This window comes from Desulfarculaceae bacterium (assembly GCA_020444545.1).
In the GTDB taxonomy this organism is placed as follows: Bacteria; Desulfobacterota; Desulfarculia; order Desulfarculales; family Desulfarculaceae; genus Desulfoferula.
On sequence record JAHLKT010000001.1, the window covers coordinates 165,703 to 189,355 of the forward strand.

Here is a 23,653-nt window from a genome sequence, read left to right on the forward strand (position 1 = left end):
GCGATGCTCCAGGTCAGCGAAGAGATAATCGACAAGATCAGCGAGGCCTTCTATCTGATCTCGAAGGGCAAGACGCCCTCGCCCATCGAGTTGCCCGCCGATTTTCCGGACAACGAGATCAAGCAGGCGGTGGGCTATATCAACAAGTTCATCGCCGAGTACAACGCCACCGCCGCGCTGGGCCTGGCCCTTTCCCAGGGCGACATCGACCACCAGGCGCCCCGGGGCAACAGCGCCCTGCTCTCTTCGCTCAAGAACCTGCAAAACAGCCTGCGCAACCTGACCTGGACCACCCAGCAGATCGCCACGGGCGACTTCAACCAGCAGGTCGGCTTCATGGGAGACTTCTCCGAGGCCTTCAACCGCATGACCGCCCAGCTCAAGGACTCCTTCGAACAGAGCCGGGAATCGGCCGAGTCCCTGCAAAGCCAGATCGGGGAGTTGGCCAAGACCCGGCGGGCCATGCTGAACATGCTGGAGGACCTGGACGAGGAAAAGGCCAAGGCCGAGGCGGCCACCCGGGCCAAGAGCGACTTCCTGGCCAACATGAGCCACGAGATCCGCACCCCCATGAACGCCATCATCGGCATGAGCCATTTGGCCCTCAAGACCGATTTGGACCCCAAGCAGCGCGACTATCTGGACAAGATCTACGCCAGCGCCCAGGCCCTGCTGGGCATCATCAACGACATTCTGGATTTCTCCAAGATAGAGGCCGGCAAGCTGGACATGGAGAGCATCGACTTCTCCTTGGACGAGGTGCTGGCCAGCGTCTCCAACCTGGTGGGCATCAAGGCCCAGGAAAAGGGCCTGGAGCTGTTGTTCGACTTGGACCAGGAACTGCCGCGCAGCCTGAAGGGGGACCCCCTCCGGGTGGGGCAGATATTGGTGAACCTGGCCAACAACGCGGTGAAGTTCACCGACCAGGGCGAGATCGTGATCAGCGCCAGGCTGGACAAGCTTGAAGGCGAGCAGGTGCACGCCCGCTTCAGCGTGCGCGACACCGGCATCGGCCTCACCCCGGAGCAGCAGGCCAAGCTGTTCCAGGCCTTCAGCCAGGCCGACAGCTCCACCACCCGCAAGTACGGCGGCACCGGCCTGGGCCTTACCATCAGCCAGAAGCTGGTGAACATGATGGGGGGCGAGATCTGGGTGGAGAGCGAGGCCGGCCAGGGCAGCGAGTTCATCTTCACCGCTGTGTTCGGGCTGGGCCGGGCCCAGGCCAAGAAGAAGCTCACGCCCGATCCCGACCTGAGGGGCATGCGGGTGCTGGTGGTGGACGACAATGCGACCAGCCGGGAGATCCTGGAGGGCATGCTGGACTCCATGGGCTTCGAGGCCGAGCTGGCCCGCGACGGCGCCGAGGCCCTGGAGATGTTGGCCAAGGCCGACCCGGACCAGCCCTACCAGCTGGTGCTCATGGACTGGAAGATGCCGGGCATGGACGGGCTCACCGCCTCGGAGAAGATCAAGCACGACCCCGGCCTTACCACCACGCCCACCATCATCATGGTCACCGCCTACGGCCGCGAGGAGATCATGAAGCGGGCCGACCAGATCGGCCTGGAAGGCTTCCTGATCAAGCCGGTGAGCCCTTCCCTGCTCCTGGACTCCATCATGAGCGCCTTCGGCAAGGAGACCCAGCGCGACACCAGCGCGGGGCGCGGCCCGGGCGGCGAGGTCCCCGAGGGAGAGGGCCTGTACGGGGCCCAAGTGCTCTTGGTGGAGGACAACGAGATAAACCAGCAGGTGGCCCGCGAGATATTGGAAGGGGCCGGGCTCGGAGTGCGCATCGCGGGCAACGGACAGGAGGCGGTGGACATGGTGGGCCAGGGCGGCTACCAGGCCGTGCTCATGGACGTGCAGATGCCGGTGATGGACGGCTACACCGCCACCCGGACCATCCGCGCCAAGGGCGGCTTCGACGACCTGCCCATCATCGCCATGACCGCCAACGCCATGGCCGGGGACCGGGAAAAGGCCCTGCAAGCGGGCATGAGCGACCACGTGGCCAAGCCCATCGACGTGAGCCAGCTTTTCAAAACCCTGCGCCACTGGATCAAGCCCGGGGTGCGCGGCTTCGTGCCCTCGGCCGCCCCGCTTGCCCCCAGCGCGGCCCCGCCCGCCGCCGAGCTGCCCGATGCCATCGAAGGCATCAACCTGCAAGAGGGCCTCACCCGGGTGGGCGGCAACAAGGAGCTTTACCGCAAGCTCCTGATCAAGCTGCGCGACGACTATGCCCAAGGGCGCGAGGAAATCGCCGGGCTGCTGGAAAAGGGCCAGAACGATGAGGCCCAGCGCCTGGCTCACAGCATCAAGGGCGTGGCCGGCAACGTGGGCGCGGGCGGCTTGCAGGATGCCGCCGGCGCGCTGGAAACTGCCATCGGCGATGCGCGCCAGGCGGACTACCCCGCCTTGCTGGAGGCCTTCGGCCAAAGCCTGGGGGAGATCGCCGAGGCCCTGGCCGTGCTGGGCGCGGGGGAGAGCCAAGCGGCCCCGGCCGCCGCCCAAGCGGCCCCGGCCACCGCCGGGGAGCTGCTGGCCTCGCTGGAGGGGCTGGTTCCCCACCTGCGCACCAGGAAACCCAAGCTGGCCAAAGAGGCCATGGAGGGGGTCACCTCCCTGGCCTGGCCCCCCGACTTGTCCATCGAAATCGGCGATCTGGCCAAGCTGATCGTGAAATACAAATTCAAACCTGCCCTGGAAAAAGTGGAGTCATTACAGCATAAGCTGAAGGAAAGGCAGTAGCCGTGAAGTCCCTGGAAGAATGCAGCGTGCTGGTGGTGGACGATACCGAAGCCAACGTTGACATCCTGGTGGACGCCTTGGGCGACCTTTACGAGATCATGGTGGCCATGGACGGCGAAAGCGCCCTGGAGACGGTGGAGGAGGAGCCGCCCGACCTCATCCTCCTGGACATCATGATGCCGGGCATGGACGGCTACGAGGTGTGCGGCCGCTTGCAGGCCGACCCCCGTTTCAGGAGCATCCCCATCATCTTCCTGACCGCCCTCACCGAGGTCGAGAACAAGACCAAGGGATTCGAGCTGGGCGCGGTGGACTACATCACCAAGCCCTTCGAGGTGCGCGAGGTGCAGGCCCGGGTGCACAACCACCTGGACCTCAAGATGCACCGCGACCACCTGGACCAGCTGGTGGCCATGCGCACCCGCGAGGTGGAGGTGACCCAGGATATCACCATCCACAGCCTGGCCTCCCTGGCCGAAACCCGGGACAACGAGACCGGCAAGCATATCCTCAGGACCCAGCGCTACGTGCGGGCCCTGGCCAGCCGGCTGAGCGATCATCCCAAGTTCGCCGAGGCCCTGCGAGGCGACACCGTGGAGCTTCTATTCAAGTCCACCCCCTTGCACGACATCGGCAAGGTGGGGGTGCCCGACGCCATTTTGCTGAAGCCGGGCAAGCTGGACGACGGGGAGTTCACGGTGATGAAGAGCCATTGTGAGCTGGGCTTCCAGGCCCTGCTCAAGGCCGAGGAGGTCTTCGACCTGGAGGAGAGGCCCTCGTTCCTTTCCCACGCCAAGGACATCGCCTACACCCACCATGAGAAGTGGGACGGCTCGGGCTATCCCCAGGGCCTGGCCGGCGAGGATATCCCCGTATCCGGCCGCCTCATGGCCGTGGCCGACGTGTACGACGCCCTGATCAGCAAGCGGGTGTACAAGCCGCCCTTCAGCCACGAGCAAGCGGTCCAAATCATCGGCGATGGCCGCGGCACCCACTTCGACCCGGACATCGTGGACACCTTCCTGGAGATGCACCAGGAGTTCGCCGACATCGCCAAAGAGTTCGAGGATCAGGACTGAGCCGGGCCCCCTCTCGAGCGATGGCGGAGCCCGGACGAGGAGACGGTTTCCTCCGTCATGGCGCATCGGCCATGCCGGGACATCGCTCGGCCTATTGATAAATCGAACCTGCCTGCCTTTGCCAAGCTGGGGTCATGGCGGCGGCAATGGGACGATCCCTGATATCGAAGATGGTGATGAACCCTAAAAATGGTGACAGCAAAGGGGTTAGCCGAAATGGCTAACCCCTTATTTTTTTTGGCACGCCAGGAGGGACTCGAACCCCCGACCGGTGGCTTAGAAGGCCACTGCTCTATCCACCTGAGCTACTGGCGCGTGTGCCGGACTATTCTAACCTTTGGAGGCGCGGTGTAAAGCCCCGAGCTTGCCAGGCAGGGGCCGGGATGGGAATATAGACCGCGAGGCAAAGGAGGCCGCATGACCCGGGTGGCACCCAATCCCGACAATCTGGTGACCGTGGACCTGGACGCGGTGGCGTCCAACCTGGCCGCCCTGCGCTCCCTGTTGCCCCCCGGCCTGGGAGTGGCCGGGGTGGTCAAGGCCGACGCCTACGGCCACGGCATGGTGCCCGTGGCCCGGCGGCTCAAGGCCGAGGGGGCCGAGGCCCTGGCCGTGGCCGTGCCCCGCGAGGGCGTGCTCCTGCGCCGGGCGGGCCTCGAGGGCCCCATCCTGGTGATGATGGGCCTGGCCCCGGACAGCGCCCAGGAGGTGGCCGCCCACGATCTCATCCCCTTCCTTACCAGCATGGAAGAATTCGACGCCCTGAGCGGGGCGGCCAAGGCCCTGGGGGTGGAGGCCGCCTGTCATCTAAAAATAGACACCGGCATGAGCCGCCTGGGGGTGCATCCCCATGATGCTCTGGAGCTTTTGCGCGCCGCCGCCGCCCTGCCCGGCCTCCGGGTGGAGGGCCTGGCCAGCCACCTGGCCACCAGCGGCGAGCCCGGCGACGCCTATGCCCGTGGCCAGGCCGAGGCCTTCTCCCTGCTCCTGGCCGAGGCGCGGGCCAAGGGCCACGCCCTGGCCCAGTCCAGCCTGGCGGCCAGCGGCGGGGTGTTGGCCCCTCCCCAAGGCGCGCCTCGGGGGCCGGGCCTGGTGCGCCTGGGCATCAGCCTCTATGGCGGCCTGCCCGCCGAGGCCAGCGCGGGCCGGGTGGAGCTACAGGGCGCCATGCGCTTTGCCAGCCGCTTGGCGCTGGTGAAAAAGGTGCCCGCCGGGACCTGCGTGTCCTACGGCTGCACCTGGGAGGCGCCCCAAGAGACCTGGCTGGGCGTGGTGGCTGCGGGCTACAGTGACGGCTACCCCCGCCACGCCTCCAACGCGGCCTCGGTGCTCATCAACGGCCGCTTGGCCCCCATCCGGGGCCGGGTGTGCATGAACGCCTTCATGGTGGAGCTTGCGGGCTTCGATCCCCTGCCCTCGGCGGGCGACGAGGTGGTGCTCTTGGGCTCCTCGGGCGAGGCAGAAATAAGCGCCGACCAGCTGGGCGCATGGGCGGGCACCATATCCTACGAGATCACCTGCTCCCTGGGGGCGGCCAACCGCCGGGTGCACCGGCCTTGACCCCGGAGGGCGGCAAAGGTAGTTTTGGGCTGCTCTTTTGCGTGGAGAATTAGCCCCATGAGCGACAAACCCAAAGACCCCATCACCTCGGCCGAGCCCACCATGTGCGTGGTCTGCGCCTGGCGGGTGGATTGCAAAAAGAAGTACTCCTACGAGCAGGGGTCGGTGATCAAATGCGCCGACTACACCCGCGACATGGGCCTACCCAGGGACAAGGACGAAGACCGGGCATGAAGAAGACCATCAGTGATTTGCTAACCGCAGCCCTGGCCTCTGCCTGCGCCGCGGGCGAGCTGCCCGAGGTGAGCGCCCCCGAGTTCGTGGTGGAAAAGACCAAGCAGGCCGACCACGGCGACCTGGCCAGCAACCTGGCCATGCAGCTGGCCCGTCCCTGCAAGAAGAACCCCCGCCAAATCGCCGAGGCCCTGGTGGCCCAGCTGGGCACGGCGGAGGTCATCGAGCGCACCGAGATCGCGGGCCCCGGCTTTATCAACTTTTTCTTGAAGCCCGCCGCCTGGCTGGCCGTGCTGCCCCAGATCCTGGCCGCCGGCGAAAGCTACGGCCAAGGCGAGGCGGGCGCGGGCCAGAAGGTGCTGGTGGAGTTCGTGTCCGCCAACCCCACCGGCCCGCTGCACGTGGGCCATGGCCGGGGTGCGGTGTTGGGCGACACCATCGCCCGCCTGCTGGATTTCGCCGGTTTCGAGGCCCCACGCGAGTATTATCTCAACGACGCGGGCAACCAGATGGCCACCCTGGGCAAGAGCGTCCTGGTGCGCGCCCGCCAACTCCGGGGCTCCGGCGAGCCCTTCCCGGACAACCACTACAAGGGCGAGTACATCAAGGACCTGGCCGAGGAGCTGATGGCCACGCCCCAGGGCGCGGGCCTGCTGGACATGCCCCAGGACGATGCCGTGGCCCTGGCCAGCGAGTGGGCGGGCAACAAGATCCTGGACGGCATCCGGGACGACCTGGCCGCCTTTGGGGTGAAGATCGAGAACTACTTCAGCGAGCGCTCCCTGGTGGCCGGCGGCGCGGTGCAGCGGGCCTTCGACGCCCTGAGCCAGCGCGGCCTCATCTACGAGTCCGAGGGCGCCCTGTGGTTCAAGGCCACCGAGTTCGGCGACGAGAAGGACCGGGTGGTCAAGCGCTCCAACGGCGAGATCACCTACTTCGCCAGCGACATCGCCTATCACCTGGACAAGTTTCAGCGCGGCTTCACCGGGCTAATCGATGTGTGGGGCGCGGATCACCACGGCTACGTGCCCCGGGTCAAGGCCGCCCTGGCGGGCATGGGCCGCGAGCCCGAGGAGCTAACCGTGGTGCTGGTGCAGATGGTCAACTTGCTGCGCAACGGCGAGCCGGTGGCCATGAGCACCCGGGGCGGCGAGTTCGTCACCCTGCGCGAAGTGGTGGACGAGGTGGGCTCTGACAGCGCCCGCTTCCTGTTCCTCACCCGGCGCTCGGACGCCCAGCTGGACTTCGACCTGGAGGTGGCCAAGGCCCAGTCCATGGACAACCCGGTGTTCTACGTGCAGTACGCCCACACCCGGGTGCGGGCCATCCTGCGCAAGGCGGCCGACCAGGGGGTGCCCCTGCCCGACCCGGCCAACACCGACCTCAGCGGCCTGAGCGACGAGTCCGAGGTGGCCCTGGCCCGCCGTCTGGCCGAGTTCCCCGAGCTGGTGCTGGGCGCGGCCCTGGCCCTGGAGCCCCACCGGGTCACTTACTACCTGCACGAGCTGGCCGGAGCCTTCCACTCCTATTACAACGCCTCCCACGTGCTGGTGGACGACCCCGGGGTCAGCGCGGCCCGCCTGGTGCTCACCCAGGCGGTGGGCCAGGTGCTGGCCAACGGCCTGGGCCTGCTGGGGGTCCACGCCCCGGACAAGATGTAGGCCCCATGCTGAAAAAGCGCGGCACCCAAAAAAGCCCACGGCGCGAGGCGGCCAAGGAGACCAAGCCGCGCTCGCGTTGGGCCCTGTGGGCGCTCAGCGCTTTCCTTATCTGCTGGGCCTTCATCCTGGGGGTGCTGGTGGGCCAGGGCTCCCTGGCCAACCCGGAGCAGGTGGCAAGCATAAAGCAGGCTGTGGGCTGGGAGCGCTTCTTCGGCCCGGACAGCCCGCCGCCCCCCCAGCGCCTCAAGGATCCGGACCTGAAGTTCTACGACCGGGTGAAGCAGCAGCGCCCGGCCGCCGCCACGGCCCCGGCCAAACCAACCGCCAAGCCCGCGCCCCAGGCCAAGCCGGTGCCCCAGGTGGCGGCCAAGTCCCCGGACAAGCCCTCCCCCGCTCCGGCCCCCGAGGCCAAGGCCCCGGAGAAGCCCGCCGCCGTGCCCACGGCCAAGCCCGCCGACGCCAAGGGCCGTTTCGCGGTGCAGGTGGCGTCGTTCTCCGAAAAGCGCCAGGCCCTGGACCTGGCCCGCCGCCTGCAAGACAGCGGCTATAGGGCCTACATGCTTATCGTGAACGTGCAGGGGGCGGGCCGCCGCTTCCGGGTGCGGGTGGGCCCCTATGCCGAGCTGGACGCGGCCCAGGGCGCGGCCAGCCGCATCCGCTTGCAGCACAAGCTGGCTGCCTACGTCACCCGCGCCGACTAGCCGCGCCGGGGCTTGTGGCAGCCCGCGCGGCTGTGGCACCATGCAAGCTAGAACACCCCGCAACCTAAGTTTTTTGGGATGAAGCGTCCATGAACCATTCCCGCCATCGCCTCGCCGTCCTCTTGGTGGCCTTGGCCCTGGTCTGCCTGGGCCCGGCCTCGGCCTGGAGCCAACCCGACTACGGCGCCCTGCCGGCCCAATATGCGTCCTTGCCCAAAGAGGTGAGCAACGACCTGGGCATGGAATTCGTGCTCATTCCGCCGGGCAGCTTCATGATGGGCAGCCCGGACAGCGAGGTGGGCCACCAGCACCGGGAGGAGGAGCACAAAGTCACCCTGACCCAGCCCTTTTACATGCAGACCACCGAGGTGACGCTCAAGCAGTGGCATGAGGTCATGGGCTCCCGCTGGTTCACCGCCAAGCGCCCCGGCGGGCCCAACTCCCCGGTGGTGCAGGTCTCCTGGTTCCAGACCCAGCAGTTCATCTACAAGCTCAACCACATGGGCAAGGCTACCTACCGTTTGCCCACCGAGGCGGAGTGGGAATACGCCGCCCGGGCGGGCAGCAAAGGCCCCTATCCCTGGGGCGACGGCATCAACTGCAACCTGGCCATGTACGCCAACAACAGCCGCAAGACCAGCGAGTGCCAGACCTACTACGAGAAGCGGGGCCTCAAACCCGACGCCCCCGCGCCGGTCAAGAGCTTCCCGCCCAACTCCTGGGGGCTCTACGACATGAACGGCAACGTCTGGGAGTGGGTGGCCGACTGGCTGGCCCCCTACCCCAAGGGGCCGGTGAGCGACCCCCTGGGGCCGGTGAACGGCGAGTGGCGGGTGCGCCGGGGCGGCAGCTGGTTCGGCGGCCCCCTGGTGTTGCGCTCGGCCAACCGCAACTTCGCCCACCCCGCCTCCAAGTACGGGACCCTGGGCTTCCGCCTGGTCCGCGAGACCAAATAACCTCGGGCCGCCGGTATGCCGGACCTCTATGTATACGTGGTGACCCACGCAACCGGGTTCGCGCCCAACCCCTTCCACGGCTTCTGCACCCTGGCTTGCTGCAAGCCGATCATTCGCCGGGTGGCCAAACCAGGTGACTATGTGGCCGGCCTCTCCCGCCGGGCTCAGGGCAACAAGCTCCTCTACGCCATGCAAGTGGAGCGAACGCTTCCCTTTGAGAAATATTGGGAAGAGTTTGAAATAAAAAAAGCGGACATGCAGTCGGACGACCCCATCCGCCGCCTGGGCGACAACATCTACAAGCCCGAAGTGAACAAGGAAACCGGCCTGACGGAGTTCACCCAACAACCCTCCATGCATTCCAACGGGTTGGCAGAGAACCAAGCCAACAAGGCCCACGACCTTTCGGGGAAAAACGTATTGATCGCCTCCGAAGGCGCCTTCGTTTATCCGGGCCCGGAAAACCCGGTGCCCCTGAAGCAAGACCTTTACAAGGCCTTCACCCCCCTGTCGCGGGGGCATCGCTCCCGCTTCGACCGCAAGGTGATCGATTCCTTCCAAACTTTCTTTGAAGGCCTGCTCAAGACATACCGTGGCAACCAATTCGGTCTGAGCACGCAGGTCCCCAAGAAATGCACCACTTCCTGCTCCTGATCCTTGCCGTTTTGACCCAGCCTGGCCTGCACGCTACAATGAAACGTCCTTTTCACCCGGAGCGGCAGGCATGATACGCAAAGCTCGCCAACAAGACGTGCGCTTCATTCACCGGCTCCTGGCCCACTACGGCGGCCAGGGAGTGCTTTTGGCCCGTCCCCTCACCGACCTCTACGAGTTCCTCAGGGACTTCGTCATCGCCGAGGACGCGGAGGGCCAGGCCGTGGGCGCCTGCGCCATGCATCTTTGCTGGGAGGATCTCTGCGAGGTGCGCTCGTTGGCGGTCTTGCCCGAGCGCCAGGGTGAGGGCTGGGGCGGCAAGCTGGTGGAGGCCTGCTGTTCCGAGGCGGTCACCCTGGGCTTCAACAAGATCTTCGCGCTGACCTACGTGCCCAAGTTCTTCGCCCACTACGGCTTCCAGGAAGTGGACAAGCAACAGTTGCCCAACAAGATCTGGGCCGACTGCCTCAACTGCGTGAAGTTCCCCGACTGCGACGAGATCGCCATGCTGCTGGAGCTATAGGCCATGGAATTGGAACGCCAGATGGAGTTGGCCCGCGCGGCCTTGGACAAGAGCAAGGCCGACGCCTGGGAGATCGCGGCGGTGCACTCGCAGTCGGTGAGCATCGGGGTGCGCGGCGCCGAGGTGGACAAGTTCCAGGAGTCCACCTCCAGCGGCCTGGCCCTGCGGGTCATCGCGGAGGGCCGCCCGGGCTTCGCCTACGTCATCGGCGGCGACCCGGCGGGCATCGAGCGCGCGGCCGACGAGGCTCTGGCCTCGGCCGCGGCCAGCGACCCGGAGCCGGGCTTCAGCCTGGCCGCGCCGGTGGCCGATCCGCCCCAAGTGGAGGTTTTCGACCCCGAGCTGGCCGCCGAGCCGGTGGAGGACAAGGTGGCCAAGGCCAAGGAGCTGGCCGCCGCCGCCTTGGCCGCCGATTCCCGCGTGGTGCACGTGCAGCCGGCCGAGTACGGCTCGGCGGTGTCCACGGTGCGCCTGTGGTCTAGTGAGGGCCTGGATTTCACCCACCAAGGCACCAACGTCTCGGCCGGGGCCCTGGCCATGGCCGCCGAAAACGGCGAGCAGGAGATGGGCTGGGACAGTCACAGCGCCCGCTTCCTCTCCGAGATCGACTGCCAGGCCTTGGGGGCCGAGGCGGGCCGCCGCGCGGCGGCCTTCCTGGGCGCGCGCCCGGTGCCCGACGGCCGCTACGACGTGATCCTGGACAACGAGGTGGCGGTGCAGTTTTTGGGCCTGTTGGCCGCCTCGCTGCAAGGCGACAGCCTGCTCAAGGGCCGCTCCCTGCTGGCCGGGCGCGAAAGCCAGGAAATAATCAGCCCCCTGGTGAGCATCATCGACGACGGGCTCTACCCCCGGGGCCTGGGCTCCGGCTCCCTGGACGACGAGGGCACCCCCATGGCCAAGAAGGTCCTGGTGGAGCGCGGGGTGCTCCGGGGCTTCATCTACGACCGCCTATGGGGCGCCCGCGCCGGACAACAGAGCACGGGCAACGGCATGCGCGGCTCGCTCAAGGGCCCTCCCGGGGTGGGCTTTAGCAACCTCTACATAGAGCCGGGCGAGCTGAGCCAGACCGGGCTGGAGGCCGAGATGGGCCGGGGCCTGGTCATCTGCGAGATCATGGGCGGCCACACCGCCGACCCGGTGAGCGGCGAGTTCAGCTTCGGCGCCTCGGGCTTTTTAGTGGAAAACGGGGCCCGGGTGCGCCCGGTGAAGTCCATCGCCATCGCGGGCCAGGCCCTGGAGCTTTTCGGGTCGGTGGCCGCGGTGGGCTCGGACCTCAAGTTCTCGGGCCGCGAGGGCTCGCCCAGCCTGCTGCTCAAGGGACTTTCGGTCAGCGGGGCCTAGGGCCTCCGGCGGCATCCTCGGGCCTAATCGCCGGAATATAATGACAATTTTGTAATGACAGCCCACGGGTCGGGCTTATTCTCTGGGTTGACTCTGCCCGTGCATCATGATAAAGGTGCTGGAACGTTTTTTGTGAGTCTATTCTCCGGGTGGTCCACCCGGTCACCGGCCCCTCAGTAAGGTAAGACGTGGCCAAAAAAATCACTCTCTTGATCTTCTCGGAAGAGGGGTGCGACCGAGTCAAACGGTTGCGCTTTCCCCGGGCCTTTCTTCCCGTCTTCCTCGTTGCCTTGGCCGCTTCTTTGGCGTTTGCCGCTTATTGGTTCAGTGAGTATTACGGCGCGGTGGGCCAGATGCCCAGCTTGCAGGCCTATCACCTGCAAAGCCAGCGCCAGCAGGCCCAGATACAGGCCTTTGCCGATCGCCTGGAAGAGCTCAAGGGCCAGGTGGCCCGCTTGCGCGGCTTCAACGAACGCCTCCGGGTGATGGCCAACCTGGACAAGCCCGGCGCCCAGGAAGAGATCTTCGGCGTGGGCGGCCGCGAAGGCACCACCAGCGGCGCGGGCATACGCCTGGCCACCACCAGCGCCGAGCGCCGCTTGCAGGTGTTGCAGCGCGATCTGGACCGCCTGAGCGCCGCCAGCGAGGCCGAGCGCCAGATGCAACAGCACCTGGCCGCCTTCCTGCACGAGCGCCGCTCCATCCTGGCGGCCACGCCCTCCATCTGGCCGGTGCGCGGCTGGGTCACATCGGGCTACGGACGCCGCATCTCTCCCTTCAGCAAGACCAGCCAGTTCCACGCGGGCCTGGACATCTCCACCCGGCGGGGCACCCCCATCGTGGCCCCGGCCCCCGGCGTGGTCACCTTCGCGGGTCGCGAGGGCGGCTTTGGGCGCATGTTGGCCATCAACCATGGCCACGGCATCGTCACCCGCTACGCGCATTTGAACAAGATCAAGGTGAAAGCCGGCCAAAAGGTGGCCCGGGGCGATGCCATCGCCACGGTGGGCAGCACCGGCCGCTCCACCGGCCCTCACCTGCACTACGAAGTCCTGTTGTCGGGAGTGCCCACCAACCCAATGTATTACATCCTGAATTAATCAGCAGGAACGTGTAGTTATGGTTCTTCCCGGCGCGAGGGCTCGCGTCGGGATTTGCTTTTTCGGCCTTTAGGACCACAATAGGAACCATGCTGGGCAAATTCATATCCAAAATCGTGGGCTCCAAGAACGAGCGTGAACTCAAGCGAATGCAGCCGCTGGTGGACGCCATCAACGCGCTGGAGCCTTCCATGGAGGCCAAGAGCGACGCCGAACTGGCCGCGCTCACCCCGGCCTTCCGCCAACGCCTGGAACAGGGCGAAACCCTGGACGACCTGCTGCCCGAGGCCTTTGCCGCGGTGCGCGAGGCGGGCAAGCGGGCCATCGGCCAGCGGCACTACGACGTGCAGCTCATCGGCGGCATCGTGTTGCACGAGGGCAAGATCGCCGAGATGAAGACCGGCGAGGGCAAGACCCTGGCCGCCACCCTGCCGGTGTACCTGAACGCCCTCACCGGGCGCGGGGTCCACGTGGTCACGGTGAACGACTATCTGGCCAAGCGCGACGCGGCCTGGATGGGCAAGATCTACAGGTTCCTGGGCTTGAGCGTGGGCTGCATCGTGCACGGCCTGGACGACGCCGAGCGCACCGAGGCCTACGGGGCCGACGTGACCTACGGCACCAACAACGAGTTCGGCTTCGACTACCTGCGCGACAACATGAAGTTCGACCTGGCCGAGCTGTGCCAGCGGGAGTTCCAGTTCGCCATCGTGGACGAGGTGGACTCCATCCTCATCGACGAGGCGCGCACCCCGCTGATCATCTCCGGCCCGGCCGAGAAGTCCACCCAGCTCTACATGCAGGTGGACCGCCTGATCCCCCGGCTCAAGAAAGAAGACGACTACACCGTCGACGAAAAGAGCCGCACCGCCAGCCTCACCGATCAGGGCGTGGTCCGTTGCGAGCAGATGCTCAAGGTGGACAACCTCTACGACCCCCGCTACATGGAGCTGGTGCACCACGTCAACCAGGCGCTCAAGGCCCACGCCCTGTTCAAGCGCGACGTGGACTACATCGTGCAGGACGGCGAGGTGGTCATCGTCGACGAGTTCACCGGCCGCCTCATGCCCGGCCGCCGCTACTCCGAGGGCCTGCACCAGGCCCTGGAGGCCAAGGAAAAGATCAAGGTCAAGAGCGAGAACCAGACTCTGGCCACCATCACCTTCCAGAACTACTTCCGCATGTACGACAAGCTGGCGGGCATGACCGGCACCGCCGACACCGAGGCCGAGGAGTTCCATAAGATCTACGAGCTCGATGTGATGGTCATCCCCACCCACCGCGAGATGGTCCGCATGGACCACGCGGACTCGGTGTACCGCACCGAGGCCGAGAAATACCAGGCCGCGCTGGAGGAGATCCAGGAGTTGCACTCCAAGGGCCAGCCGGTGCTGGTGGGCACGGTGAGCGTGGAAACCTCGGAGATGCTCGCCGCCAAGCTAAAGCGTCTGGGCGTGCCTCACACCGTATTGAACGCCAAGCACCACGCCAAGGAGGCCGAGATCGTGGCCCAGGCGGGGCGCAAGGGCGCGGTGACCATCTCCACCAACATGGCCGGCCGCGGCACGGACATCGTGCTGGGCGGCAACCCCGAGGCCATGGCCTTGAAGGACGCCGACCCCAAGGAAGAGCCCGAGGCCTATGAGCAGGCCCTGGCCAAGTACACCGCCCTGTGCGCCACCGAGCGCGAGCAGGTGATGGCCGCGGGCGGCCTGCACATCCTGGGCACCGAGCGCCACGAGAGCCGCCGCATCGACAACCAGCTCCGGGGCCGCTCCGGCCGTCAGGGCGACCCGGGCTCCAGCCGCTTCTACCTCTCCCTGGAAGACGACCTCCTGCGCCTGTTCGGCTCGGACCGCATCAAGGGCATCATGGGCAAGCTGGGCATGGAGGAAGGCGAGCCCATCGAGCACGGCATGATCTCCAAGGCCATTGAGAACGCCCAGCGCAAGGTGGAGGGCCGCAACTTCCAGATCAGGAAGCAGCTGTTGGAGTACGACGACGTGCTCAACAAGCAGCGCGAGGTGATCTACGCCCAGCGCCGCGCGGCCATGACCGGCGAGGGAGTGCACGAGTCCATCCAGGAGATGTTCGAGGAGCTGGCCGAGGAGGTGGTGCTGAGCCACGCCGACGACAGCACCCCGGCCGCCGAGTGGGACCAGAAAGCCATCAAGGACGCGGTGACCAACGCCTTCGGCTTCGCGCCCGACCTGAGCCAAATCGAAAGCTTTGACGCGGACGGCCTGGCCGAGGAAGTGGGCCGCCAGGCCCTGGCCCTCTACGCCATCAAGGAAAAGAACTACGGCACCGGGACGGTGCGCCAGCTGGAGCGCTGGATTCTGTTGGACCGGGTGGACAGCCTGTGGAAGGACCACCTGCTCAACATGGACCACCTCAAGGAGGGCATCGGCCTCAGGGGCTACGGCCAGAAGGACCCCCTCAGGGAGTATCAGCGCGAGGGCTTCGAGATGTTCTCGGACATGGTGGAGCTCATCAAGCACGAGACCGTGGGCAGCCTGATGCGGGTGCAGATCGCCTCGGAGGAAGACCTCCAGGCCATGGCCCCGGAGGAGGAGGTGCCCATGTCCTTCTCCGGCGGCGAAGAGACCCAGCCCGAGACGGTGCAGCGCCAGGGCAAAAAAGTGGGGCGCAACGATCCCTGCCCCTGCGGCAGCGGCAAAAAATACAAGAAGTGCTGCGGCCGCAAGTAGGCCCCCGGCTTTAAGCGAGCTTACAGCCCGGCCGCCCCGCGCGGCCGGGTTTTTTTGCGCCTGATTGGGCGCATCCTGAAATGGGCGCGCCTCCCGTCCTGTGGTATATGTCCAGGCGAACCACCCTCCCCGCCGGGGAAGGCAGCCGAAGGAGACAAGCGCCATGGACCAGCTTCCCGATCTGGGCGACGCCCCGCTCAAGGAAAACCACGAGGTAAAGGCCGTGGTGGACGGTTTTTCGGCCGCCGCCGCTCCGGCGGGCCTGCGCAAGGACGGGCGGGCCGACCTGGCCCTCATCGCCGCCGACCAGGCGGTGAGCGCGGCCGGGGTTTTCACCACCAACAAGCTGGCCGCCGCGCCGGTGCAGGTGAGCCGCAAGCACGTGGCCTCGGGCCGGGCGCGGGCCATCCTGGCCAACAGCGGCGGGGCCAACGCCTCCACCGGCGAGCCCGGCCTGGTGGCCTGCAACTCCACCTGCGCGGCGGTGGCCGCAGCCCTGGGCTGCTCGGCGGAGGAAGTTCTGCCATGCTCCACCGGGGTCATCGGCCTGGTGCTGGACGACAAGAAAGTCAACGCGGTGGTGCCCGATCTGGCCGCCAACCTGAAGCCCGAGGGCCTGCCCGAGGCGGCCGGGGCCTTCATGACCACCGACGCCTTCAAGAAGATGGCCATGCGCGAGGCTTTGGTGGGCGGGGTCAACACCCGGGTGGTGGGCATGGCCAAGGGCGCGGGCATGATCCGGCCGGACATGGCCACCATGCTCTGCTTCGTGCTCACCGACGCGGCCGCCTCGCCCGAGGCGCTCAAGGAAATATTGGCCGAGGCGGTGGAGCAGAGCTTCAACCGCATCAGCGTGGACGGCGACACCTCCACCAACGACACGGTGCTCCTGTTGGCCAGCGGCAAGGCAAATAATGCCGAGCTGACCCCCGGCGATCCGGACCTGGCCTGGCTGGGCGGCGCGGTCACCGCCGTGTGCCAGGAGCTGGCCGCCATGGTGGTCTCCGACGGCGAGGGCGCGGGCCATCTGGTCCGGGTGCGGGTCACTGGCGCGGCCTCGGCCGCCCAGGCCCGGGGCCTGGCCTATGCCCTGGCCCATTCGCTGTTGGTAAAGACCGCGCTGACCGGCGGGGACCCCAACTGGGGCCGGATTCTATCCACCGCCGGGGCCCACGCCGCGCGGGAGGGACACCCCTTCGAGGCTGAGAAAACGGCTATTTACATGGGCAACGTGGCCGTGGCCAAGGGCGGAGTGGCCACCGGAGCCGAGGCCGAGGCCCAGGCAGTGAAGGTCATGGCCCGGCCGCGCTACGAGATGCGCCTGGAGCTGGGGCTGGGTAATGAGGAGCACTGGCTGCTCACCACCGACCTCACCAAGGACTACGTGGACCTAAACGCGGACTATCGTTCCTGAATCGCAAACCAAGCGCCACGGGAAACCCATGGGGCCGCCCTTGCGGCCCCGGGGGGCCTGTGATATTCTTCTGCGGTTCATAACTACACACGCCTTTCCGGGGCGGGGCCAGGTGCCGGCCATGGCGGCCGGTGGGTTCGCCCACTCAACGGGAGGCGGAGGCAAAACCGAAATTGGAGGAGAGTCATGGCCTATGTGACCATGCGTGAGCTTTTGGAGGCCGGCGTCCACTTCGGCCACCAGACCGGCCGCTGGAACCCCAAGATGAAGCCTTACATCTTCGGGGCCCGCAACGGCATCCACATCATCGACCTGCAGCAGACCGTAGTCTACTTCCGCAAAGCTTATGACTTCGTGGTCAAGTCCGTGGCCAAGGGCGGCGAGGTGCTCTTCGTGGGCACCAAGCGCCAGGCGGCGGACATCATCACCGAAGAGGCCGAGCGCTGCGGCATGTATTACGTCAACCACCGCTGGCTGGGCGGCATGCTCACCAACTACCAGACCATCAAGCGTTCGGTAGAGCGCTACAAGTGGCTGGAAGGCATCGTGGAAGACGGCACCATCGAGAACTATCCCAAGAAGGAGGCCATGGGCCTCCGGCGCGAGCTGGCCAAGCTGGAGCGCAACCTGGGCGGCATCAAGGACATGGGCAAGCTGCCCTCCGCCGTGGTGATCGTGGATATCAAGAAAGAAAAGATCGCGGTCAACGAAGCCCGCCGCCTCAAGATTCCCATCGTGGCCATGGTGGACACCAACTGCGACCCCGAGGGCATCGACTACCTCATCCCGGGCAACGACGACGCCATCCGGGCCATCCGCCTGATCTCCGGCGCCTTGGCCACGGCCGCCAACGAGGGCATGGCCCTGCGCGAGCAGCGCGGCGGCGCCCGCGAGGCCGAGGACGTGCAGATGCCCAAGGACATGCCCGAGCTGACCGTGGGCCGCCCCGAGGAACAGGAAGGCCCCGAGGTGGTGGTGATCCGCAAGGAAAAGACCGAGGCCGTGGAGGCCAAGAAAGAGATCGCCGAGGCCGAGGCCGAGGTCGAGGCCAAGCCGGAGCCCGAAGCCGAGGCCAAGCCCGAGCCCAAGGCCGAGGCCGAGGCCGCCGCGAGCGAGGAAAAGCCCGAGGCCTAATCTTCTGTTTGTCTTGAAGCAAGGCGGGCCCGCCGAAAGGGGTGGGCCCGCTAGCCATAGTTTTAGTAAGGAGTAGATCGCCGTGAACATCACCGCCGCCATGGTCAAAGAGTTGCGCGATAAAACCAACGCGGGCATGATGGATTGCAAGAAAGCCCTGGGCGAGTGTGACGGGGACATGGAAAAGGCCGTCGACTGGCTGCGCCAGAAGGGCCTGTCCGTGGCCGCCAAGCGCGCCGGCCGCACCGCCAGCGAGGGTCAGATCGCCAGCTACATTCACGCCGGCGGTAAGCTGGGCGTGATGGTCGAGGTCAACTGCGAGACCGACTTCACCGGCAAGACCGAGGAGTTCGGCGCCTTTGCCAAGGACCTGGCCATGCACATCGCCGCGGCCAACCCCCTCTGCGTCAGCGAGGAAGATCTCCCGGCCGAGGTGGTGGAGCGCGAGCGCGAGGTTTACAAGGCCCAGGCCATGGAGCAGGGTAAGCCGGAGAACATCGCCGAGAAGATGGTCGTCGGCAAGATGAAGAAGTTCGTGTCCGAGAGCTGCCTGATGAGCCAGGCCTTCGTCAAGGACACCGACCTGACCATCGAAGACCTGGTGAACGAGCTTCGGGCCAAGACCGGCGAGAACATTCAGATCCGGCGCTTCTCCCGCTTCGTGTTGGGCGAGGAGAGCTAAGCCGGTCCGGGAGGACAACGTGAGCCCCAGCCCCGCCTACGGTAGGGTACTTTTAAAGCTTTCCGGCGAAGCCCTGATGGGCGAAGCCTCCTTCGGCATCTCGCTGGAGGTTTTGGACTACGTGGCCGGAGAGGTGAGAAAAGCCCACGAACTGGGCGTGCAGCTCGGCGTGGTGCTGGGCGGGGGCAACATCTTCCGGGGAGTGAGCGCCAGCGCGGCCAAGATGGACCGGGTGCAGGCCGACAACATGGGCATGTTGGCCACGGTGTTCAACTCCATCGCCTTGCAGGACGCCCTGGAGCGCCTGGGGGTGCCCACCCGGGTGATGACCGCCATCACCATGCCCCAGGTGGCCGAGCCCTACATCCGCCGCCGCGCCATCCGCCACCTGGAAAAGGGGCGGGTGGTCATCTGCGGGGCGGGGACCGGCAACCCCTACTTCAGCACCGACACCGCCGCCGCCCTGCGCGCGCAGGAGATCGGGGCCGAGGTGCTCCTGAAAGCCACCAAGGTCGACGGCATCTACGATTCCGATCCGGTCACCCACCCCGAGGCGGTCAAGTATCCCACCGTGACCTACGACCAGGTGCTGGCCGAGCACCTGAAGGTCATGGACTCCACGGCCATCAGCCTGGCGGGGGACAACAAGCTGCCGGTTATCGTTTTCAACCTTCTGGAGCCCGACAACATCAAGCGGGTGCTGCTGGGCGAAGCGGTGGGCTCCCGGGTGGAGGTATAGCCATGATTGAAGACGCCAAAAAAGAAGCCAAAGATCTGATGGACAAGGCCATCGAGGCCTTGAACCGCGACTTCAAGCGGGTGCGCACCGGACGGGCCTCGGTCTCGCTGTTGGACGGGGTACGGGCCGACTATTACGGCGCGCCCACCCCGCTGAACCAGATGGCCAGTGTTTCGGTGCCCGAGCCCCGGCTGATCCTCATCCAGCCCTGGGACCCCAGCTCTTGCGGCGCCATCGAAAAGGCGATCCTCAAGAGTGACCTGGGCCTGACCCCGGCCAACGACGGCAAGGTGGTGCGCATCGCCATCCCGGCCCTGACCGAAGAGCGCCGCAAGGAGCTGGTCAAGGTGGTCAAGAAGATGGGCGAGGAGACCAAGGTGGCCATCCGCAACGCCCGCCGCGAGGCCAACGACATCCTGAAGGAGTTCAAGAAGGAAGGCGAAATCAGCGAGGACGACGCCTTCCGGGGCCAGGACGAGGTGCAGAAGATCACCGACGACTTCGTGGCCAAGGTGGACGAGCTCCTGGAAGAGAAGGAAAAGGAGATCCTGGAGTTTTAGGCCGCCGGGCCGAGCCGCGATCATGGCTTCCCAATCCACCAAAACCGACCCCCTGGCGAGCCTGGATCGCTCCGCCCTGCCCCGCCACGTGGCGGTGATCATGGACGGCAACGGCCGCTGGGCCAAGCGCCAGGGCTGGCGCCGGGTGCGCGGCCACGAGGAAGGCGCCGAGAGCGTGCGGGTGATCGTGCGCTCCTGCCGCAAACTGGGCATCGCCGCCCTGACTCTCTATGCCTTTAGCGAGGAAAACTGGGCCCGGCCCAAGGCCGAGGTCGAGGCGCTGATGCGCCTGCTGGGCCGCTTTTTGAAAAAAGAGCGCCAGGAGATGCTGGACCAGGGCATCCGCCTCAACGCCATCGGCAGCATCGAGCGCCTGCCCAAGGGCACCAAGAAATTGCTCGACGAGACCATGGCCGCCACCGCCGGGGGCAGCGAGATGGTGCTCACCCTGGCGCTCAGCTACGGCGGCCGCCAGGAGCTGACCCAGGCCGCCCGCCGCTTGGCCGCCGAGGCCGCGCGCGGCGAGCTGGACCCCGAGGCCATCGACGAGGACGCCCTGGCCGCGCGGCTCTACACCCAGGGCCTACCCGAGGTGGACCTGATGATCCGCACCAGCGGCGAGCTACGGGTGAGCAACTTCCTGCTCTGGCAGATCGCTTATGCCGAGTTCTACTTCACCGACACCTTTTTCCCCGACTTCCGCGAGGCCGAGCTGGCCAAGGCCCTACAGGCCTACGCCGACCGCGAGCGCCGTTTCGGCCAAACCGGCGACCAACTGAACGGAAAAGGCTGATGGACCAGCCCACCCGACGCCGGCCCATGAGCAGTCTGGCCCTTCGCGCGGCCACCGGCCTGCCCCTGGCCGGCGCGGCTCTGGCCCTTATCCTGCTGCTGCCCCTGTGGGTGCTGGGCCTGATCATCGCGGGCCTGGCCGGCCTGGGCATGTACGAGTACACCCGCATGGTGCTGCCCGGCCCCTGGCGTTTGCCCGCCTTGGCCGGGGTGGCCCTGGCCGGGCTGGTCTCCCTGGCCGGCCTGGGCGGCGGCGGCGCGGCCATCGGCGCCCTGGTGCTGGGTCTGTTGGCCCTGGTGCTGGTCTGCGCCCTCAGCGGCCCGGAGCTGGGCCAGTCCTGGGAAGAGGCCCTCAAGCGGGGCTGGGGCCTGGCCTACAGCGGGGGGCTCTTCGCGGCCCTCACCGTGCTGCTGGGCCTGCCGAACGGCCGGGTGCTGCTGCTCTTCGCCCTGCTTTGCGTGGTGGCCGCCGACGTGGGGGCCTACTTCGCGGGGCACATGTGGGGCAAGAACAAGCTGGCTCCGGGCATCAGCCCGGGCAAGACCATCGAGGGCGTGGCCGGGGGCGCGATTCTCGCCGCCGGGTTGGCCGCCATCTTCGCGGCCCTGTGGCTGCCCGACACCGGCGCCGGAGCCGGGGCCCTGTTGGGCCTGGCGCTGGCCCTGGTCAGCGTGGGCGGCGACCTGGTGGAATCGGCCCTCAAGCGGGCCGCCGGAGTGAAGGACTCGGGCAACATCCTGCCCGGCCACGGCGGCATCCTGGACCGGGTGGACGGCATCCTGGCCGGGGTGGCGGTGTTCTTGCTGCTTAGGATGCTCTTGTGGGCGTAAAGAACCTGGCCATACTGGGCTCCACCGGCTCCATCGGCCTGAGCACCCTGGAGGTCATCGCGGCCCACCGCGAGCGCTTCCGGGTGAAAAGCCTGGCCGCCGCCCGCTCGGTGGAGGCCCTTGCCGCCCAGGCGGCCCTGGTGCAGCCCGAGCTGGTGGCCGTCTTGGACGCCGAATCGGCGGACAAGCTCAAGGCGTTGTTGCCCGCCGGGCTCAAATGCCGGATCGTGCATGGGCCCCAGGGCTATCTGGAGGCCGCGGCAGGCTGCGGGGCGGAGCTGGTGGTCAGCGCCATGGTGGGCGCGGCCGGGCTCTTGCCCACCTACGCGGCCCTCAAGGCGGGCATCGACGTGGCCCTGGCCAACAAGGAGACCCTGGTGGCCGCCGGCGAGCTGGTCATGGCCGCCGCCTCGGAGAGCGGCGCGGCCATCATCCCGGTGGACAGCGAGCACTCGGCCATCTTCCAGGCGCTCATGGGCAACGACCGGAGCGCGGTCAAGCGCATCTGGCTGACGGCCAGCGGCGGTCCCTTCCGCGACTTTTCCCAGGCTCAATTGGCCAAGGTGACCCCGGCCATGGCCCTGGATCACCCCAACTGGTCCATGGGTCCCAAGATCACCATCGACTCGGCCACCCTGATGAACAAGGGCCTGGAGGTGATCGAGGCCCACTGGCTCTTCGGGCGCGACTACGACGAGATCACGGTGGTGGTGCATCCCCAGTCCGTGGTGCATTCGCTGGTGGAGTACGTGGACGGCTCTTTCATAGCCCAGCTGGGCCAGCCGGACATGAAGACGCCCATCGCCTTCGCCTTGGCCTACCCCCAGCGCCTGCCCCTGGACCTGCCCCAACTCGACCTGACCCAGGTGGCCTCGCTGACCTTCCGCGCCCCGGATCTGGAGCGCTTCCCGGCCCTGGGCCTGGCCCTGGCCGCCGGACGCGCCGGAGGCAGCGCCCCGGCCACCCTCAACGCGGCCAACGAGGTGGCGGTCGGTCTGTTCCTGGAGGGCAAGCTCTCCTACGGCCAGATCGCGGCCTGCGTGCAAGGCGTGCTGAACACCCACCAGACCCGGCCCCTGAACAGCGTGGCCGAGGTGTTGGAGACCGACCGCGAGGCCCGCGCCCAAGCCCGCGCCTGGGCCGCCAAGCAAGGAGAAGCGGCATGACCATCTTGTGGGCAGCCATCATGCTGGGCGTGCTGATTTTCGTGCACGAGCTGGGCCACTTCCTGGTGGCCAAGAAGGCCGGGGTTGGGGTGAGCACCTTTTCCCTGGGCTTCGGCCCGCGTTTGATCGGCTTCAAGAAGGGCGAGACCGACTACCGCCTCTCGGCCATCCCCTTGGGCGGCTTCGTGCGCATGGTGGGCGAGAGCCCCAGCGACGAGGTGGCCCCGGAAGACGAGGCCCGGAGCTTTTCCCACAAGCCGGTGGGCTGGCGACTGGCCATAGTCTCGGCCGGGCCGCTGTCCAACATCGCCTTCGCGCTCATCGCCTATTTCTTCCTGATGATGGTCTGGGGCCTGCCCACCATGACCACCTCGGTGGGCGACGTGCTGGCCGGTTCCCCGGCCCTGGAGGCGGGGCTGCAAAAGGGCGACCGGGTGCTGGCCATCAACGGCCAGGCCGTGGACCAGTGGACCGACATGGTCCGGCTGATCCAGGGCTCGGGCGGCAAGCCCATCCGGGTGGAGCTGGCCCGGGGCAACCAGCGCAAGGACGTGGTGATCCATCCCCGCGAGGAGGAGACCACCGACATCTTCGGCGAGAAGCACCGGGTGTTTCGGGTGGGCATCGTGGCCAGCCAGGAGATGGTTGTCCAGGACGTGGGCCTGGGCCAGGCCATAGTCCTGGCCGCCCAAAAGACCTACTGGGCCGGCGAGCTCATCGTCATGAGCGTGGTCAAGATCATCCAGGCCAAGGTCTCGGTGGACAACCTGGGCGGGCCCATCATGATCGCCCAGGTGGCGGGCCAGGCGGCCAGCCAGGGCCTGGCCCCCTTGATCAGCCTGGCCGCGCTCATCTCGGTGAACCTGGCCATCCTGAACCTTTTGCCCATCCCCGCCCTGGACGGCGGCCACATCTTCTTCTTCCTCATTGAGGCGATCACCCGACGGCCGGTATCGGTGTCCACCCGCGAAAAGGCCCAGCAGGTGGGCATGGTGCTTCTCATCCTGCTCATGGTCTTCATCTTCTACAACGACATCGCCCGCATCGTGGGCGGGGGCGCCCAGTAG

The 23,653-nt window shown here is 66.9% G+C and carries 21 protein-coding genes and 1 tRNA gene; 21 read left to right on the forward strand and 1 reads right to left on the reverse strand.

Features of this window, described 5'->3' with window-relative positions; all coding sequences use genetic code 11:
* The first annotated feature begins 3 nt into the window (after positions 1–3).
* Positions 4–2,748: a response regulator gene (locus KQH53_00770; GenBank protein ID MCB2225179.1), complete on the forward strand. Its 2,745-nt coding sequence runs from the start codon at positions 4–6 to the stop codon at positions 2,746–2,748.
* Positions 2,749–2,750: 2 nt separating this feature from the next.
* A complete protein-coding gene (locus KQH53_00775) occupies positions 2,751–3,827 on the forward strand; it encodes a two-component system response regulator (protein ID MCB2225180.1) in 1,077 nt (358 codons plus the stop codon).
* A gap of 238 nt (positions 3,828–4,065) precedes the next feature.
* Here KQH53_00775 and KQH53_00780 read toward each other — a convergent pair.
* Positions 4,066–4,142, reverse strand: a tRNA-Arg gene (locus KQH53_00780).
* Positions 4,143–4,244: 102 nt separating this feature from the next.
* On the opposite strand from KQH53_00780, the gene alr reads away from it, so the two are divergent.
* The 19 genes from alr (at position 4,245) to rseP (ending at position 23,653) form a co-directional block, all read left to right on the forward strand.
* Positions 4,245–5,387 (forward strand): alanine racemase, encoded by a 1,143-nt coding sequence (gene alr, locus KQH53_00785; protein ID MCB2225181.1) that lies wholly within the window; start codon positions 4,245–4,247, stop codon positions 5,385–5,387.
* 57 nt (positions 5,388–5,444) lie between these two features.
* The gene (locus KQH53_00790) at positions 5,445–5,621 is read left to right on the forward strand and encodes a hypothetical protein (GenBank protein MCB2225182.1); all 177 of its coding nucleotides are present in this window, start codon (positions 5,445–5,447) and stop codon (positions 5,619–5,621) included.
* Positions 5,618–7,282 carry an arginine--tRNA ligase gene (gene argS / locus KQH53_00795; GenBank protein ID MCB2225183.1) on the forward strand — a complete coding sequence of 555 codons (1,665 nt, stop codon included), beginning with the start codon at positions 5,618–5,620 and terminating at the stop codon, positions 7,280–7,282. Before KQH53_00790 ends, argS begins: the two co-directional genes overlap by 4 nt.
* 5 nt (positions 7,283–7,287) lie before the next feature.
* Positions 7,288–7,983, forward strand: a complete 696-nt coding sequence (locus KQH53_00800; GenBank protein ID MCB2225184.1) for an SPOR domain-containing protein — start codon at positions 7,288–7,290, stop codon at positions 7,981–7,983.
* A gap of 89 nt (positions 7,984–8,072) precedes the next feature.
* The gene (locus KQH53_00805; GenBank protein MCB2225185.1) at positions 8,073–8,939 is read left to right on the forward strand and encodes a formylglycine-generating enzyme family protein; all 867 of its coding nucleotides are present in this window, start codon (positions 8,073–8,075) and stop codon (positions 8,937–8,939) included.
* Positions 8,940–8,954: 15 nt separating this feature from the next.
* Positions 8,955–9,593 carry a hypothetical protein gene (locus KQH53_00810; protein ID MCB2225186.1) on the forward strand — a complete coding sequence of 213 codons (639 nt, stop codon included), beginning with the start codon at positions 8,955–8,957 and terminating at the stop codon, positions 9,591–9,593.
* A gap of 70 nt (positions 9,594–9,663) precedes the next feature.
* Positions 9,664–10,116, forward strand: a complete 453-nt coding sequence (locus KQH53_00815; protein MCB2225187.1) for an N-acetyltransferase — start codon at positions 9,664–9,666, stop codon at positions 10,114–10,116.
* 3 nt (positions 10,117–10,119) lie between these two features.
* Positions 10,120–11,457 (forward strand): TldD/PmbA family protein, encoded by a 1,338-nt coding sequence (locus KQH53_00820; GenBank protein ID MCB2225188.1) that lies wholly within the window; start codon positions 10,120–10,122, stop codon positions 11,455–11,457.
* 485 nt (positions 11,458–11,942) lie between these two features.
* Positions 11,943–12,557: a M23 family metallopeptidase gene (locus KQH53_00825; GenBank protein MCB2225189.1), complete on the forward strand. Its 615-nt coding sequence runs from the start codon at positions 11,943–11,945 to the stop codon at positions 12,555–12,557.
* A gap of 89 nt (positions 12,558–12,646) precedes the next feature.
* The gene (gene secA, locus KQH53_00830) at positions 12,647–15,268 is read left to right on the forward strand and encodes a preprotein translocase subunit SecA (GenBank protein ID MCB2225190.1); all 2,622 of its coding nucleotides are present in this window, start codon (positions 12,647–12,649) and stop codon (positions 15,266–15,268) included.
* Positions 15,269–15,431: 163 nt separating this feature from the next.
* Complete coding sequence (gene argJ, locus KQH53_00835) at positions 15,432–16,682, forward strand: bifunctional glutamate N-acetyltransferase/amino-acid acetyltransferase ArgJ (GenBank protein ID MCB2225191.1); 1,251 nt, start codon at positions 15,432–15,434, stop codon at positions 16,680–16,682.
* A gap of 186 nt (positions 16,683–16,868) precedes the next feature.
* The gene (gene rpsB / locus KQH53_00840; GenBank protein MCB2225192.1) at positions 16,869–17,816 is read left to right on the forward strand and encodes a 30S ribosomal protein S2; all 948 of its coding nucleotides are present in this window, start codon (positions 16,869–16,871) and stop codon (positions 17,814–17,816) included.
* Positions 17,817–17,898: 82 nt separating this feature from the next.
* Positions 17,899–18,498: a translation elongation factor Ts gene (gene tsf, locus KQH53_00845; GenBank protein MCB2225193.1), complete on the forward strand. Its 600-nt coding sequence runs from the start codon at positions 17,899–17,901 to the stop codon at positions 18,496–18,498.
* A gap of 19 nt (positions 18,499–18,517) precedes the next feature.
* Complete coding sequence (pyrH, locus tag KQH53_00850) at positions 18,518–19,237, forward strand: UMP kinase (protein ID MCB2225194.1); 720 nt, start codon at positions 18,518–18,520, stop codon at positions 19,235–19,237.
* A gap of 2 nt (positions 19,238–19,239) precedes the next feature.
* The gene (frr, locus tag KQH53_00855) at positions 19,240–19,797 is read left to right on the forward strand and encodes a ribosome recycling factor (GenBank protein ID MCB2225195.1); all 558 of its coding nucleotides are present in this window, start codon (positions 19,240–19,242) and stop codon (positions 19,795–19,797) included.
* 22 nt (positions 19,798–19,819) lie between these two features.
* The gene (locus KQH53_00860) at positions 19,820–20,590 is read left to right on the forward strand and encodes an isoprenyl transferase (GenBank protein ID MCB2225196.1); all 771 of its coding nucleotides are present in this window, start codon (positions 19,820–19,822) and stop codon (positions 20,588–20,590) included.
* Complete coding sequence (locus KQH53_00865) at positions 20,590–21,420, forward strand: phosphatidate cytidylyltransferase (GenBank protein MCB2225197.1); 831 nt, start codon at positions 20,590–20,592, stop codon at positions 21,418–21,420. Before KQH53_00860 ends, KQH53_00865 begins: the two co-directional genes overlap by 1 nt.
* Positions 21,411–22,586, forward strand: a complete 1,176-nt coding sequence (locus tag KQH53_00870; protein MCB2225198.1) for a 1-deoxy-D-xylulose-5-phosphate reductoisomerase — start codon at positions 21,411–21,413, stop codon at positions 22,584–22,586. The genes KQH53_00865 and KQH53_00870 overlap by 10 nt, the downstream gene beginning before the upstream one ends.
* Positions 22,583–23,653, forward strand: a complete 1,071-nt coding sequence (rseP, locus tag KQH53_00875; GenBank protein ID MCB2225199.1) for an RIP metalloprotease RseP — start codon at positions 22,583–22,585, stop codon at positions 23,651–23,653. Before KQH53_00870 ends, rseP begins: the two co-directional genes overlap by 4 nt.

Coding starts and splice junctions, on each gene's coding strand:
- frr (MCB2225195.1), top strand. CDS start 19,240: ATGATTGAAGACGCCAAAAAAGAAGCCAAAGATCTGATGGACAAGGCC.
- KQH53_00790 (MCB2225182.1), top strand. CDS start 5,445: ATGAGCGACAAACCCAAAGACCCCATCACCTCGGCCGAGCCCACCATG.
- secA (MCB2225190.1), top strand. CDS start 12,647: ATGCTGGGCAAATTCATATCCAAAATCGTGGGCTCCAAGAACGAGCGT.
- KQH53_00815 (MCB2225187.1), top strand. CDS start 9,664: ATGATACGCAAAGCTCGCCAACAAGACGTGCGCTTCATTCACCGGCTC.
- rseP (MCB2225199.1), top strand. CDS start 22,583: ATGACCATCTTGTGGGCAGCCATCATGCTGGGCGTGCTGATTTTCGTG.
- KQH53_00805 (MCB2225185.1), top strand. CDS start 8,073: ATGAACCATTCCCGCCATCGCCTCGCCGTCCTCTTGGTGGCCTTGGCC.
- KQH53_00820 (MCB2225188.1), top strand. CDS start 10,120: ATGGAATTGGAACGCCAGATGGAGTTGGCCCGCGCGGCCTTGGACAAG.
- rpsB (MCB2225192.1), top strand. CDS start 16,869: ATGGCCTATGTGACCATGCGTGAGCTTTTGGAGGCCGGCGTCCACTTC.
- KQH53_00810 (MCB2225186.1), top strand. CDS start 8,955: ATGCCGGACCTCTATGTATACGTGGTGACCCACGCAACCGGGTTCGCG.
- KQH53_00860 (MCB2225196.1), top strand. CDS start 19,820: ATGGCTTCCCAATCCACCAAAACCGACCCCCTGGCGAGCCTGGATCGC.
- KQH53_00770 (MCB2225179.1), top strand. CDS start 4: ATGCTCCAGGTCAGCGAAGAGATAATCGACAAGATCAGCGAGGCCTTC.
- KQH53_00825 (MCB2225189.1), top strand. CDS start 11,943: ATGGCCAACCTGGACAAGCCCGGCGCCCAGGAAGAGATCTTCGGCGTG.
- argS (MCB2225183.1), top strand. CDS start 5,618: ATGAAGAAGACCATCAGTGATTTGCTAACCGCAGCCCTGGCCTCTGCC.
- argJ (MCB2225191.1), top strand. CDS start 15,432: ATGGACCAGCTTCCCGATCTGGGCGACGCCCCGCTCAAGGAAAACCAC.
- KQH53_00865 (MCB2225197.1), top strand. CDS start 20,590: ATGGACCAGCCCACCCGACGCCGGCCCATGAGCAGTCTGGCCCTTCGC.
- alr (MCB2225181.1), top strand. CDS start 4,245: ATGACCCGGGTGGCACCCAATCCCGACAATCTGGTGACCGTGGACCTG.
- KQH53_00800 (MCB2225184.1), top strand. CDS start 7,288: ATGCTGAAAAAGCGCGGCACCCAAAAAAGCCCACGGCGCGAGGCGGCC.